This window comes from Embleya sp. NBC_00888, assembly GCF_045207655.1.
Taxonomy (GTDB): domain Bacteria; phylum Actinomycetota; class Actinomycetes; order Streptomycetales; family Streptomycetaceae; genus Embleya.
The window spans coordinates 1,253,914-1,267,607 of the sequence record NZ_CP108784.1 but is presented as its reverse complement, the minus strand read 5'-3'; the positions used below and the strand labels follow the sequence as shown (position 1 = coordinate 1,267,607).

Genomic DNA, 13,694 nt, shown 5'->3' with positions numbered 1-13,694 from the left:
GCGGAGGGAGCGAGCCCATGGGAGAGTCGCCGACGCGCCCCGGCGACGCCCGCTTCGCGGATCCCGCGGAGCCATAGGGCCGGTCGCCGGATCCGCCGCAAGTCCCTCGGGGGGACCCCATGACCGACTCGGACACACTGCCCGTCCCACCGTCCCTCGAGGACTGTCTCGCCGTGCTCGGCGCGATGTCCGACCTCCCGCCGGACGCACCCGAGCGGCGCCGGATCGAGCAGGTGCTCGTGTCGTTCGTTCGCTCGGGACGACATCGCCGCCGGGCCGAGCGGCGCGCGCTGCGGCGCGCGGAGCGCACCGAGGTGACCGAGCGCACCGCGCTGGGCGCCGCCGACCGGGTCGAGGACCTCCCGCTGGACGACACCGGGCTGCCCACGTGTGTCGGCGTGGTGGAGATGGGCCTGCGCTGCTACATCTGCAAGCGGCCGTACCGGCGGGTGGACGGCTTCTATCACCGGCTGTGCCCACCGTGCGCGGTGGAGAACCGGCAGCGGCGCCACGCCCGCGCCGACCTCACCGGGCGGCTGGCCCTGGTCACCGGCGGACGGGTGAAGATCGGTTACGAGCTGGTGCTCAAACTCCTGCGCGACGGCGCGGAGGTGATCGTGACGTCGCGCTTCCCGCACGACACGCACGAGCGGTTCGCCGCCGCGCCCGACCACGACGTGTGGGCGCATCGGCTGCACGTGCACGCGATCGACCTGCGCGACCTCGGCGGGCTGGTCGCGTGGTGCGATCGGCTGGTCGCCGAGGGACGCCCGCTGGACATCCTGGTCAACAACGCGGCGCAGACCATCCGTCGACCCGCGTCGGCGTACGGGCCGCTGCTCGCCGCCGAGCGGGCCGCGCTCGGGGCGGGCGCGTTCGAGTTCGCGCTCGACCGGTCGCCCGCCGACCAGTGGGACGCGACCTCGACGGCGCCCGGATCGGCGCCGGCCCGGCTCGAGCCGGACGCGGCGGGGCTGCTCCCGGACCGGGCGCCGGTCAACTCCTGGTCCAAGCGGGTCGACGAGGTGGATCCGGTGGAACTGCTCGAAGTGCAACTCGTCAACGTGACCGCGCCGTTCGTGCTGGTGAGCCGATTGTTGCCGCTGCTGCGCCGGGCCGCGTGCCGGCGGCGCTACATCGTCAACGTGTCGGCGGTGGAGGGTCGGTTCGGGCGCGCGTACAAGGCGCCCGGGCATCCGCACACCAATATGGCCAAGGCCGCGTTGAACATGCTCACCCGGACCAGCGCCGAGGATCTGGCCGGTCACGGGGTGTACCTGACCAGCGTCGACACCGGCTGGATCACCGACGAGAAGCCGCATCCCGACAAGGCGCGGGTGGCCGCGACCGGGTTCCGCACGCCGTTGGACATCGTCGACGGCGCGGCCCGGGTGTACGACCCCATCGTGCGCGGGGAGCGGGGGGAGCCGGTGTTCGGGTGCTTCCTCAAGGACTATCGGGTCGCGCCCTGGTGATCCGCGGGCGCGATCGGTGACGGGGGTGACCGGAGGGCGCCCCGGCAGTCGGGTTCGACTACCGGGACGTCCTGCGGGGGACCTGCTTGCGGGGCGGAACGGGCGCTCCGAGCCGCAAGCGGTGATCGGCGATCCGGGCGACCCACATCAGTCGGCTTCGGCCAGGATCAGGTAGAGCCGCTTGCGGGTGTCCGTGACGACCTCCAGGGCCTTGGCCCGCTGCGCCTCGGTGCCGTTCATCATGAGCTGGCGCAGTGCGTCGCCGATGCCGTGCATCGCCGAGCGCAGGTCGTGGACCGCCTCGAAGTCGACGCCCTGGCTGGCCTCGTCCCAGGGCTTGGTGCCCTCGGGAAGCGCGGCGGCTTCCTCGCGCCCGGCGTCGGTGAGGGTGAACAGCTTGCGGCCGCTGCCCTCGACGCCCTCGATCACGCCCTCGTCCTCCAGCAGTTGGAGGGTGGGGTAGACCGAACCGGGGCTGGGCTTCCACACCCCGCCGGTGCGCTCGCCGATCTCCTGGATCATCTCGTAGCCGTGCATGGGCCGTTCGGTGAGCAGGGCCAGGATCGAGGCCCGTACGTCGCCGCGCCGGGCGCGACCGCGCCCACGGCCTCGGCCGCGCCCCTCCGGTCCGCCACGTCCACCGTGGCCGTGCCCGCGTCCCCACGGGCCGGGGCCGGGCGGGCCCCACGGTCCGAAGGCCGGGCGGTTCTGTCCTTCTGCGCCCCACTGGAGGCGTCCTTTACTGCGGTGCATGGGTTTCTCCTTGTGATGAGGCGACTCGTCGAGCCGCCGTTCGATCTTCTGTGTGTATCGCGATCGTTCGCGATGCTTCAACGATATATCGGGAGTGAGTCTTTCGCAAGCATCCGGTGTGCGGTCGTCCCGGCGGGGCAGGATGCGGCTCGAGCGACAGGCCAGCCGAGGGCGGATTCGGGCGGGTCGAGGCGGGGAACTCGGTGCCGGCCCCGGACGTCCTTCCGGGGCGTGGGGTTTCGTCGGGCGCTCGGCGGGTCGGTTCGCCGGCGAATCGGCCGATGCGGCGGCGGGCCTTCGCAGGTTCTCCACGGAACCCGCACGAGGCGGACGCACCAGATGCGTTGGGCGAGCCTCGCTTACGGGTAGATTTCGGTTGATAGCTCTTGGTGATCGACTGGCGTGGGGAGAGGGCTGTGTGGACCTGGCTGGTGGTGGGGGTGGCCGCATACCTGGTGTTCCTCGCGTGCGTGATCGTGGTGCTGCGAGCCGCCAAGGCGCGGGCGCGTGTGGAGCGGAACGCCGACGCGCGGGCGGCCGGCGCGCCGGCGCCGCCGGTGGAGGCGGCGGTCGGGCCGGTACCGGTGGGCGATCGCCCGGTGCCGGAGCAGCCGGCCGACACCGATACGGCGCGTGCGCACCCGGTTCCCGACGAACACCCGCAGTCGTCGCGAGGGTGCGACGCGGGGGGCGCCGAGCCACCCGTTCCGCCCGTGTCGCGGATGCGCGGTTGAACCCGGCCGGCGTTTTCGGCCTCCGGCGCGGGGTAGGCGCGGCCCATGGTTGATCCGACTGTCACCACCACCCACGAAGGGGACGATCAACGCCCGCTCGGCGAATTGGTCCCGGCCCCCGATCGCGTGATGCGCGTCGCCGAGATGATCCGCCACCTGTTGGAGGAGCTGCGCGACGCACCGCTCGACGAGCCCGGCCGAAGCCGGGTGCGCGCCGTCTACGAGCGCTCACTGCCCGAGCTGCGCCGCTCGCTCGCGCCCGATTTGTACGAGGAGCTGGAGCGCCTCACCGGGCCGTTCGCCGGAGTGGGTGCGCCCAGCGGCGCGGAACTGCGGATAGTGCAGGCGCAGTTGATCGGCTGGCTGGAAGGGCTGTGGGGCGGCATCCGGTTGACCCTGATGTTGCGGCAGAACGCCGAGGTGGGTCCGCCGCACGCTTTCCTGGGCGGGGGCGCGGAGGAGGACGGCTCGTACCTGTGAGGGTGGGTTGGTGACTTCGGCCCGGCCTCGGTGAGGTGGGGCGGCGGCCGGGATATGTGACTGTGCCAAGCTGTTTGCCCGTCAGTCGCTTTCCCGTCAGTCGCCCCTGGAGTCGCCGCCATGACCGAGCAGGCATCCGCCGAGACCGGGCCGCCCGGCGCCGCGCCCGACTACGAACTCGACCGGGACACCACGTGCGTCGCGCGTCCGGACGCGCCGGGCGTGTACGACACCACGCTCTCGCCGGACTGGGCGTTCGGGATGGGCCTCAACGGCGGATACCTGCTCGCCCTCGCCGGCCGCGCGCTCGGTGCGACACTGCCGCACCCCGATCCGTTCACGATCACCGCGCACTACCTGACCACGTCACACCCGGGGCCCGCCGAGGTACGCACGGAGGTCCTGCGTACCGGGCGCACGCTGAGCACCGGCACCGCGCGGATCGTGCAGGACGGCGAGGTTCGGGTGCACGTGGCCGCCTCCTACGGCGACCTGGCCGCGCTGGACCCGGAGGTGCGGACGAGTGCCCGGCCGCCGGCGCTGCCCTCGCCCGAGGAGTGCGCGGCGAGCGCCGCCGGCGCGGCGCCCTTTCGGCGCAGCACGTTCATGGACCGCAGCGAGCAACTGCTCGACCCGGCGACCGCCGGCTGGTCGACCGGGCGGCCGTCCGGGCGCGGGGAGATCCGCGCCTGGTGGCGGCTCGCGGACGGCCGCGACCCCGATCCGTTGGCGCTGTTGCTCGCGGTGGACTCGCTCGTGCCGACCGCGTTCGACCTCGGCGTGCGCGGGTGGGTGCCCACGGTGGAGTTGACCGTGCATGTCCGGGCCAGGCCGGCGCCGGGGTGGCTGCGGGTGGCGCTGGCCACCCGCAATCTGGCGGGCGGCTACCTCGAGGAGGACGGCGAGGTCTGGGACTCGACGGGCCGACTGGTCGCCCAGTCCCGGCAGTTGGCACGCGTACCGCGCACACGGCAGCGGTAGTCCGGCCGGCTCGCGGATCCGTGGTCGGCGCGCGGCCGGTCGCGGGGGTCAGCGTGGCGGTCCGTACGGTCCGGGGGGACCGTAGGGGCCGGGCGGAGGAGGACCGTACGGGCCCTGGGGGCCGGGCGGGCCGTACGGGCCCGGCTGTGGGGGCGGCGGGGTGCCGTGTGGGCCGCCGGGGGCGGCCCAGGTGTTGTTCTGGAAGCCGTCCCGACCCATGCCGAAGTGGCGGTTGTTCTCGGTCGCGGTCAGGTTCGCGGGCAGGATCTCGCTGGGCTGGACCACCACGTAGCCCTCGCCGATGAAGGCCATCGTCCAGCCCTCGCCGGTCTGTCGGCGGCGGCGCCAGATGCGCTGCGACGTGGTCTGCGCCTGCAGGCTGGTCTGGAGGCCGGCGGTCCAGGCGATCACCGCGTCGGCGTCCGCGAACACCTCGCGGTCGTTGGAGGCGCGCAGTACCAGCGGCGCGCCGGACGTGGTGATGACGATCTTTCCGGTGCCGCCGATCTGCATCGAATAGGCGCCCATGCCGCCCACGTTGTAGCCGGCGTCGATCTGTACGACGCTCCAGTTCAGCGTGCCGTCCAGGGCCAGGACGTTCTCGTCCTCGACGATCAGCGCCTCGTTGTGCAGGTTCAGGATGTGGATGCTCTGCGCCTGATTGGCGAGATAGACCGTGCCGTGTCCGTGGCAGCGCATCAGGTCCAACATGTCGCCGGTCAGCGCGCCGGTGCGGATCTCGGCGGCGGTCTGGAACGCCCCCTCGAACTGCACGTTGCCCTGATAGGCCACCATCGCGCCCTTGCGGGCCAGTACCTCGGTGCCCACCTCGGGGCTCAGCAGCACCCGCAACATGTGCGCGTTCTGCAGGCTGTAACGCTCGGCGGACTGGCTCACCGTGTGGTTGAACAGTGGACTCTGCACGAGGTCTCCGACGGATCCGGCAACGGCGTGGGCGCGGTTGGCAAGTGGTTCGTGTGACCAGACCATGATTCCGTGTCGATGGTTCCCTCGGAACCAAGGGTGACCCATGTCGACCGGTATGGTGCGGGAGACAGCTCCTGTTACGGCGTTACAGAGATCTCGGGAGAGCGTGCCATGACCACACCGACACCGCCGGCGACACCCGAACCGACCGCGGCGCGGTCCGTTCCCGACCTGGGCCGGATCGGGCTGTGGACCGCCGCGCTCGACTTCATGCCCGTGTCGCGGCTGCGGGAGACCGTGGCCGAACTCGACGAACTCGGCTACGGCGCGCTGTGGTGGGGCGAGACGGTGGGCCGTGAGGCGTTCACCCAGGCGATGCTCGTCCTGGGCGCCGCGCCGCGCATCGCCGCCGCGACCGGCATCGCCAACGTGTGGGCCCGGGACGCGATGGCGGCCAACGCGGCGGCGCGCACCGTGCACGAGGCGTACCCCGAGCGGTTCCTGACCGGTCTCGGGATCAGCCACAGCGGGCTGGTCGAGGGGCTGCGGCCGGGTGGGCACAGGTACGAGAAGCCGCTCGCGCACATGCGCGAGTACCTGGACGCGATGGACTCCGCCCTGTACCTCGCGCCCGGCGGCGACGGCCCGCGCCCGGCCCGCGTGCTCGCGGCGCTCGGCCCGAAGATGCTGGACCTCGCGCGCGAGCGGTCCGAGGGAGCACACACGTATCTGGTCACGCCCGAACACACCGCCGAGGCGCGCGCGGCGCTGGGTCCGGATCGGCTGCTCGCGGTGGAGCAGGCGGTCGTGCCGACCACGGACCGGGAGACCGCGCTGCGCCGGGGCCGCGAGCATCTGCGGACGTACGCGACGCTGCCCAACTACCGCCGCAACTGGCTGCGACTGGGCCTGACCGAGGAGGACCTCGCCGACGGCGGCAGCGAGCGCATGGTGGATCGGCTCGTGGCGTCGGGCGACGAGTCGGCGATCCGCGCGGCGGTCGACGCGCACTTCGCCGCCGGCGCCGACCACGTCTGCGTGCAGGTCCTGGGCGAGACGTTCGACGCGGCCCCGGCGGCGGATTGGCGGTCGCTGGCGGCGGTGCTGCTGTAAGGGCGCGGAGTCCGGTCGGTTCGGTCGGGCACCGGGCGGTGTCCCGGTGCCCGGTGCCGCGTCCGCCCGTTCGTCGGTCGGCGGCTCGGTGACGGGCGGGTGGACGCCGCCGGGGCGGCATCGGGTCGGTCTCGGCCGGCTCAGGAGGTGAGCGCGGTGACGGCGGCGTCGACGTCGGCGTCGGTGTTGTACACGTGGAAGGCCAGTCGGGTGCGGCCGGCGCGGGCCGAGAACCGGATGTCGGCGGCCTCCAGGCGCTCCTTGGCGTCGGGGATGTCGATCGCGACGATCGCGCTGTCGCCGAGGGGCAGGCCCAGGCCGGCCAGGAAGCGGTTGGCCAGGGCCACGTCGTGGGCGTGGATGTGCTCGACGCCGATCCGCTCGACCAGGTCGAGCGCGGGGTCGGCGCCCACCTGGCAGAACCAGGCCGGCGAGGTGTCGAATCGGCGCGCGGTGTCGGTCAGGCGCAACGGCGGGCCGTAGTAGGGGTCGCCGTCGGCGGCTCCGGCGTACCAGTTCGCGGCGTGCGGGAGGGTACGCGCGGCCAACTCCGGTGCGACGTAGCCGTAGGCCGTGCCGCGCGGTGCCATCAGCCACTTGTAGGCGCTGACCACGAACAGGTCGTAGCGCGTCGCGTCCAGCGGCAACCAACCGCAGGCCTGTGTGCCGTCCACGTACACGCTCGCGCCGTACGCGCGGGCCGCCGCGACGATGTCCGCCTCGGCGGCGATCGAGCCGTCGGCGGACTGGACCAGGCTGAACGCGACGGCCGTGGTGCGCTCGTCGATCGCGTCGACGAGCTTGGCCGGCGGCACCGTGACCACCTCGACGCCCCGGGCCTCCTGGACCAGCCACGGGAACAGGTTCGAGGTGAACTCGACCTCGGGCACCACGAGCCGCCCGCCGACCGGGAGCCCGGCGGCGAACGGGGCGAGCAGGCCGGAGGTGGTGTTGCCCGCCATGATCGTCTCGGCCGGCGCGCCGACGATCCGTCCGAAGGTGGCCCGGGCCCGCTCGCCGGCCGCGTGGAACCCGTCCATGTCGGTGCGTCCGCGCCGCCAGGTCTCCTGGGCCCGGGTCAGCGCCTCGTAGGCGACGTCCGGCGGCAGGCCACTGCTCGCGGTGTTCAGCCAACCGGGGTCGGTGCTCCAGTTCGAGAGCGCGCGACCGGGGTCCGCGTCGGGATGGGGGTTCGCCGTGGGGTGGTCCGGTTTCGAGTCCATGGGCCGAGGCTAGGCAACCGGTGGATCCCGGGAATAGGGCCACCTCGTTGCCGGTGGCCTGCTTTCGGCGCGGCCGGGTCGCGGTTCGGCGTCGTTGTGGCTCGCGCGCGTCGCGGCTCGGCCCGGCGGGACGGGTTCGGCCGGGGCGCTCGCCGCGCCGTCCCCCGGTCCGTGCCCGCCGGTCTCGTGCCGTGCCCGCAGTGCCTCGTGGCGTACCGGCCGGGCCTCGTGGCGTGCCCGCCGGGCCGGGCCGGCGTGTCGTGCCGGCCTCGGCCTCGTCGTCTCCGCCTACCGGCTCGTGCCGTCCTCGACGTCGCTGTCGGTGCGCGGGGACAACCAATCCGGCCAGGGGACCGGCGGGTTGGGGAGCGGGGTGATGTCGCGCTCGGCACACAGCCGTTCGAAGCCCGCGCGGTCGGCGGGGACGGCCCGGGGGTCGCCGCACATGATCTCGTACAGGGTCGCTCCCTCGGGGCCGGCGATCAGGGGGCCGAACGCGGCGCCCTGTTCGAGGGTGATGTGGGTGCCGGTGGGGCACGGGCGGTCGCCGATCAGGACCTCGCCGGCCACGACGAAGACGTAGTGCTCGGACATGTGGCCGTGCCGTTCGACCACGACACCCGCGTCGTAGCGGGCGTAGATGACCAACCGCTCGGGGGACCATTCCAGGAACTTCTCCCAGACCGACGTGCGCCGGCCGCCGTGCGACTGGGCCTTGACCTCGTGCCACGGGGTCTCGGAGATGTGGGTGATGCGCAGTTCGGGTTCTCGATCCGCCACGGGGTTGCCCTCCCAGGAAGTGACGATGCGTCAGATCGATCTTGGCACAGAATCGCACCTTGGGATTTGCCCGATATTTGGAGGATTTCCGGCTCTTGCGCACCAAATACTTACAGGGAATTTACCCCCGGTGCTCCGCCGGGCGGTGATCGCGTGTTCCGGGGCCGCATAAAGTCGGTTGGTACACCCAACCAAAAACCCTGTCGCGGACCCACCGTGTGCCTCTGTCGGTGGCCCGTACATGTAAGGAACCAGCCTTGAAGAGCGCGCAGCAGGCGCCGTCCGCCACTGTCCCGCCCGCCGCACCCGGAACCCCGATCACGACCGCGCCCGCAGGCGTGAGCCGGACCGGGTTCGTCCTGCTCGTCCTGATCATGGGTGCGCTGACCTACTCGCTGCTCCAGTCGATGCTGGCGCCGGCCCTCCCGCAGATCCAGACCGAGATCGGCGCGAGCGCCGACGCGACCTCGTGGTTGATGACCGGCTACCTGCTGTGCGCCTCGGTGACCACGCCCATCCTCGGGCGGCTGGGCGACATGTACGGCAAGAAGCGCCTGTTCGTGTTCACCATCGGCATGCTCGCGGTCGGTTCGCTGGTCTGCGCGCTGGCCGACTCGGTCGGCCTGATGATCATCGGCCGGGTGATCCAGGGCTTCGGCGGCGCGGTCTTCCCGCTCTCCTTCGGCATCGTGCGCGACGAGTTCCCGCCGGAGCGCCGGGCCGGGGCGATCGGCCTGATGTCGGCGATCATGGGCATCGGCGGCGGCATAGGCATCGTGGTCACCGGCCCGATCATGGACCACCTGTCCTACCACTGGCTGTTCTGGATCCCGATGGTGACCTGCCTGGTCACCGCGATCGCGTCGTGGTTCCTGATCCCCGAATCGCCGGTCCGGGTCAAGGCACGAATCCACTGGCTCGGCGGCGCGCTGATGTCGCTCGGCCTGGTCGGCGTACTGCTCGCGCTGAGCAAGGGCGAGTCCTGGGGCTGGGGTTCGGTGAACACCATCGGCCTGTTCGCGGGCGGCATCGTCTTCCTCGGCCTGTGGGTGCTCGCCGAGTCGCGCGCGGACGAACCGCTCGTGGACATGCGGGTGATGCGGCTGCGCGGGGTGTGGGCGACCAACCTCGGCGGCCTGCTCGTCGGTTTCTCGATGATGGCGGGCATGCTGCTCGTCCCGCGCTTCCTCCAGATGCCGGAGAGCACCGGCTACGGCTTCGGCACGACGGTGACCGTGTCCGGTCTGTACGTGCTCCCGCAGGCCTTCGCGATGTTGTTGATCGGCCCGATGGCGGGCGTGATCGACAAGCGCTTCGGCTCGAAGATGGCGATGGTCGCCGGCTGCGTGCTGATGGCCGCCGGCTTCGCGTTCCTGGCCGTCCTGCACACCAGCGGCTGGCACATCCTGCTCGCGATGTTCGTCTTCGGCATCGGCATCGGGCTCGCCATGTCGGCGATGGCCAACCTCATCGTCGGCGCGGTCCCGGTCGAGCAGACCGGCATCGCTACGGGCATCAACACGATCGCCCGCACCGTCGGCATGTCCTGTGCGAGCGCGATCTCCACGACGCTGCTCACCGCCAATCCCGGCCCCGGCGGACTGCCCGCCGAACGCGGTTTCGTGCTGACCTTCATCTGCGCCGCCGCGGCCGCGCTCGTCGCACTCGGGGTCACCTTCGTGGTACCCAGCCGGGCCAAGGCGGGCGCCCGTCCCGTCGCCTGAGCATCGCGGGGGTGGGGTTGTCCCCACCCCCGATCCGCGTGGTCGCACCCTCGTGCCGAAGGGGCGCCGATCCGTAGCGTCGAACCTGTTGGTTTCGACAGGCGTTACGGGTCACAGGAGGCACCATGTTCGGGCGAGGCGGTCGCGGTACACGACAGGCGAAGCGGGATGCCGCGAACTCGCCGCGGTACGCGGCGCCCGCGTCGGTCGACTGCGCGGTCCGGCTGGACGCGGTGACCAAGGCGTACGGCAAGGGTGAGTCGGCCGTGCACGCGCTGCGCGGCATCGACCTGGCGATCCCCCGGGGTACCTTCACCGCCGTGATGGGCCCGTCCGGGTCCGGCAAGAGCACCTTCCTGCACTGCGCCGCCGGTCTGGACCGGCCGGACGGCGGCCGGGTGCTCCTGGGCACCGACGACCTGACCGCGATGAAGGAGAACGAGCTCACCCGGCTGCGCCGGACCCGACTCGGCTTCGTCTTCCAGGCGTTCAACCTGCTGCCCTCGCTCACGGTCGAGAAGAACGTGCTGCTGCCGCTGCGGTTGGCGGGCGTGCGCGCCGACCGGCGCCGGGCCGCCGAGGTGCTCGCGATGGTCGGCCTCGACCGGCACTCCGGCCGTCGGCCGGCGCAACTGTCCGGCGGCCAACAGCAGCGCGTGGCGATCGCCCGGGCCCTGGTCACCCGACCCGACGTGCTCTTCGCGGACGAGCCCACCGGCGCGCTGGACACCACCACCGCCGCCGAGGTGCTCTCGCTGCTGCGCCGGGCCGTGGACGAGACCGGCGCCACCATCGTGATGGTCACCCACGACCCGGTCGCCGCCTCCTACGCGGACCGGGTGGTCTTCCTGGCCGAGGGCAACCTCGCGGGCGAGCTGTACCGGCCCACCCCCGAGGCGATCGCCGCCCGGATGGTCGACCTGTCCCAGGTGAACGCACGGCAGGGATGGGCCGCCTGATGTCGTTGCTTCGACCCAACGGTCTCGCGCGCACCTCGGTGCGCTTTCGGCCCGCGTCCTTCGCGGGCTCGTTCGTCGCGCTGCTGTTCGCCGCGATGCTGGTCACGATGTGCGGCGTGTTCATGGAGAGCGGGATCCGCGCGCACGCCACCCCCGAGCGCTACGCCGACACGCCGGTCCTGGTCAGCGGGCCCAACGACGTGAGCAAGCGGTTGGGCAAGGGGGAGGGCACGTACACCGAGTCGGCCCCGCTGCCCGAGCGGACCCGGCTCGACGCCGGGCTCGCCGGGCGGATCGCGGCCGTGCCGGGGGTGGGCTCGGTGATCCCCGATGTGACCTTCCCGGCGCAGACCGAACGGGCCGTGGTGGACGGGCACGGGTGGTCCTCGGCGCCGCTGGCCGGTACCCGCGAGGGCACCGCGCCGCGCGCCGGTGAGGTCGTGTTGACCACCGCCGCCGCCGGTTCGGCCAAGGTCGGCGACACGGTGCGGTTGACCACGCCCGGCGGTGAGGTGGCGCTGCGGGTGAGCGGCGTGCTGCCGGGTCGGGGCGCGCACCTGTACGTGCCCGACGCGGACGCGCAGCGGTTGGCCGGGCATCCCGGCACGGTCACCGCGATCGGCGTGCTTCCGGCGGCCGGCGCGGACACCGGCAAGGTCGCCCGGGACGTGCGGGCCGCGCTGACGGGCACCGGTGCCAAGGTGTCCACCGGGGACGACCGCGGGGCGGCCGAGTACACCGACTTCGGGAACACCAAGGAGATGTTCACCGCGATCGGCGGCACGCTGGGCGGCATCGTGCTCATGGTGGCGATCTTCGTGGTCGCCGGCGCCACCGCGCTGTCGGTGGGGCAGCGCCGGCGTGACATCGCGCTGCTGCGCGCGGTGGGTGCCACGCCGTGGCAGATCCGCCGGATGATCGCCACCGAGACCGGTCTGGTGTCCCTGGTGGCGGGCGTCGTCGGGGTGCTGCCCGGCACGCTGCTGGCCCGCTGGTGGTTCGCCGCCATGGACGACCGGGGCCTGGTCGCGCACGGCGTCACGCTGTCGGTGGGCTGGATCCCGATGGTCGTGGCGGTCGGGGCGGGGACGCTGACCGCGCTGGGCGCGGGGCTGCTCGCGGCGCGGCGCAGCGCGAAGATCAAGCCGACCGAGGCCCTGGGCGACGCCGCTGTCGAGCGGGTCTTCGTCGGCTGGATCCGGCTGGTGCTCGGTCTCGGTGCGCTCGGCGGCGGAATCGCGGTGACCCGGATCGCGCTGAACGCGACCGGTGACGACGCGATCGCCGCGGCCGGCGGCGTGATCATGCTGTTCATGCTCGCGATCGGACTGCTCGGCCCGATCCTGGCGCACGTGTGCGTCTCGGTGTTCGGGTGGGTCGGGAGCTTGTTCGGCACCACCGGACAACTCGCCTTCGACAACGCCCGGGCCAATTCGCGGCGACTCGCGTCGGCGATCACCCCGATCGCGCTGGCGGTCGCCTTCGCGGCCACGCTGAGCTTCATGTTCGCGGCCGAGGATCACCACGCGAGCGTGCAGTCCCGGGACGCGGTCACCGCCGATCGGGTGCTGGCCGGGCCGGGCTTCATTCCGCAGACCACCGCCAAGGTGGCCGGCACGCCCGGTGTCGCTTCGGTGACGTCGGTGCTGAACACCGCGGTCGTGGTGGTCCGGGACGGCGGCCTGCAGAAGCAGAGCGCGCAGGGCATCGGGGGCACCGCGCAGGATCTGGCGAGCACGCTGGATCTGGGGGTGCGCGAGGGCAGCACCGACGCGCTGCGACCCGGTGCGCCGCAACCGGCGGGCGGAGCGGTCGCGTTGGACCGCGAGGTGGCGTCGGCGCTGCACGGCAAGGTCGGCAAGCCGGTCTCGATGTGGCTCGGGGACGGTACCGCGATCGACCCGGTCGTGGTGGCGATCTACGATCGCGGCCTGGGCACCGCCGGTGTGACGCTGCCGCGGGCCGCGGTCGAGACACACGTGGAGACGGCGCTGGACACCCGGCTGCTGGTGCGATTCGTCCCCGGCGCGGACACGCGGGCCGCGGACGCGGCGCTGACCGGTCTGACGCAGCGTCACCCGGGAGCGTCGGTACAGGACCGCGCCGCGTACGCGACCCAGGTGGACAAGGACCGCGAAACCAACAAGTGGCTGAACTACATCATGTTGGTCATCCTCGCGGGCTTCGCGACGATAGCCGCGATCAACACGATGGCGGTCACCACGGCGGCCCGGAATCGGGAGTTGGGCCTGATGCGGATGATCGGCAGCACCCACGGCCAGGTTCGGGCGGTGCTGCGGCGCGAGGCGATCATGGTCGGTGCGATCGGACTGGGGCTGGGCATGTCGGTGGCGATGGCCACCCTGGTGCCGTTCAACAAGGGCTCGTTCGACACCTCGACCCCGTACGTCCCGCTGCCGCTGTGCCTGGCGATCAGTGCGGCCGCCCTCCTGCTGGCCCCGCTGACGGTGGCCCCGGTGGCCCGCCGGCTGCTGCGGTTGGCTCCGATCGACGCGGTCGGCGCCAAGGAATAGCGCGGTCCGTG

12 protein-coding genes are annotated in these 13,694 nt (G+C 72.4%); 8 read left to right on the top strand and 4 right to left on the bottom strand.

The window, feature by feature from the left end; all coding sequences use genetic code 11:
* Positions 1-119 precede the first annotated feature (119 nt).
* Positions 120-1,475 (top strand): SDR family NAD(P)-dependent oxidoreductase, encoded by a 1,356-nt coding sequence (locus OG948_RS04950; RefSeq protein ID WP_406294133.1) that lies wholly within the window; start codon positions 120-122, stop codon positions 1,473-1,475.
* Positions 1,476-1,622: 147 nt separating this feature from the next.
* On the opposite strand, the gene OG948_RS04945 is transcribed toward OG948_RS04950, so the two are convergent.
* A complete protein-coding gene (locus OG948_RS04945) occupies positions 1,623-2,228 on the bottom strand; it encodes a PadR family transcriptional regulator (protein ID WP_395872274.1) in 606 nt (201 codons plus the stop codon).
* Between the two features lie 416 nt (positions 2,229-2,644).
* Between OG948_RS04945 and OG948_RS04940 the strand changes: the two genes are divergently transcribed.
* The 3 genes from OG948_RS04940 to OG948_RS04930 all read left to right on the top strand — a co-directional run bounded on the left by OG948_RS04940 (position 2,645) and on the right by OG948_RS04930 (position 4,423).
* Complete coding sequence (locus tag OG948_RS04940; RefSeq protein WP_406294131.1) at positions 2,645-2,962, top strand: hypothetical protein; 318 nt, start codon at positions 2,645-2,647, stop codon at positions 2,960-2,962.
* Between the two features lie 45 nt (positions 2,963-3,007).
* Entirely contained in the window at positions 3,008-3,442 is a 435-nt protein-coding gene (locus OG948_RS04935) for a proteasome activator (protein ID WP_406294130.1), read from the top strand.
* Positions 3,443-3,562: 120 nt separating this feature from the next.
* On the top strand, positions 3,563-4,423 hold the full coding sequence (locus OG948_RS04930) for a thioesterase family protein (protein WP_406294129.1): 861 nt from the start codon (positions 3,563-3,565) through the stop codon (positions 4,421-4,423).
* 48 nt (positions 4,424-4,471) lie between these two features.
* On the opposite strand, the gene OG948_RS04925 is transcribed toward OG948_RS04930, so the two are convergent.
* A complete protein-coding gene (locus tag OG948_RS04925; protein WP_406294127.1) occupies positions 4,472-5,347 on the bottom strand; it encodes an AIM24 family protein in 876 nt (291 codons plus the stop codon).
* Positions 5,348-5,521: 174 nt separating this feature from the next.
* On the opposite strand from OG948_RS04925, the gene OG948_RS04920 reads away from it, so the two are divergent.
* A complete protein-coding gene (locus OG948_RS04920) occupies positions 5,522-6,463 on the top strand; it encodes a TIGR03620 family F420-dependent LLM class oxidoreductase (RefSeq protein WP_406294125.1) in 942 nt (313 codons plus the stop codon).
* Positions 6,464-6,603: 140 nt separating this feature from the next.
* Here OG948_RS04920 and OG948_RS04915 read toward each other — a convergent pair whose 3' ends face one another.
* Together OG948_RS04915 and OG948_RS04910 are read right to left on the bottom strand one after the other, a co-directional pair.
* On the bottom strand, positions 6,604-7,686 hold the full coding sequence (locus OG948_RS04915; protein ID WP_406294123.1) for an aminotransferase class V-fold PLP-dependent enzyme: 1,083 nt from the start codon (positions 7,684-7,686) through the stop codon (positions 6,604-6,606).
* A gap of 288 nt (positions 7,687-7,974) precedes the next feature.
* A complete protein-coding gene (locus tag OG948_RS04910; RefSeq protein ID WP_406294122.1) occupies positions 7,975-8,466 on the bottom strand; it encodes a hypothetical protein in 492 nt (163 codons plus the stop codon).
* Between the two features lie 257 nt (positions 8,467-8,723).
* Here OG948_RS04910 and OG948_RS04905 point away from each other — a divergent pair, with 257 nt between their 5' ends.
* The 3 genes from OG948_RS04905 (at position 8,724) to OG948_RS04895 (ending at position 13,683) form a co-directional block, all read left to right on the top strand.
* Entirely contained in the window at positions 8,724-10,190 is a 1,467-nt protein-coding gene (locus OG948_RS04905) for an MFS transporter (RefSeq protein WP_406294121.1), read from the top strand.
* Between the two features lie 125 nt (positions 10,191-10,315).
* The gene (locus OG948_RS04900) at positions 10,316-11,149 is read left to right on the top strand and encodes an ABC transporter ATP-binding protein (protein ID WP_395872291.1); all 834 of its coding nucleotides are present in this window, start codon (positions 10,316-10,318) and stop codon (positions 11,147-11,149) included.
* Positions 11,149-13,683 (top strand): ABC transporter permease, encoded by a 2,535-nt coding sequence (locus OG948_RS04895; protein ID WP_406294119.1) that lies wholly within the window; start codon positions 11,149-11,151, stop codon positions 13,681-13,683. Before OG948_RS04900 ends, OG948_RS04895 begins: the two co-directional genes overlap by 1 nt.
* Positions 13,684-13,694 lie beyond the last annotated feature (11 nt).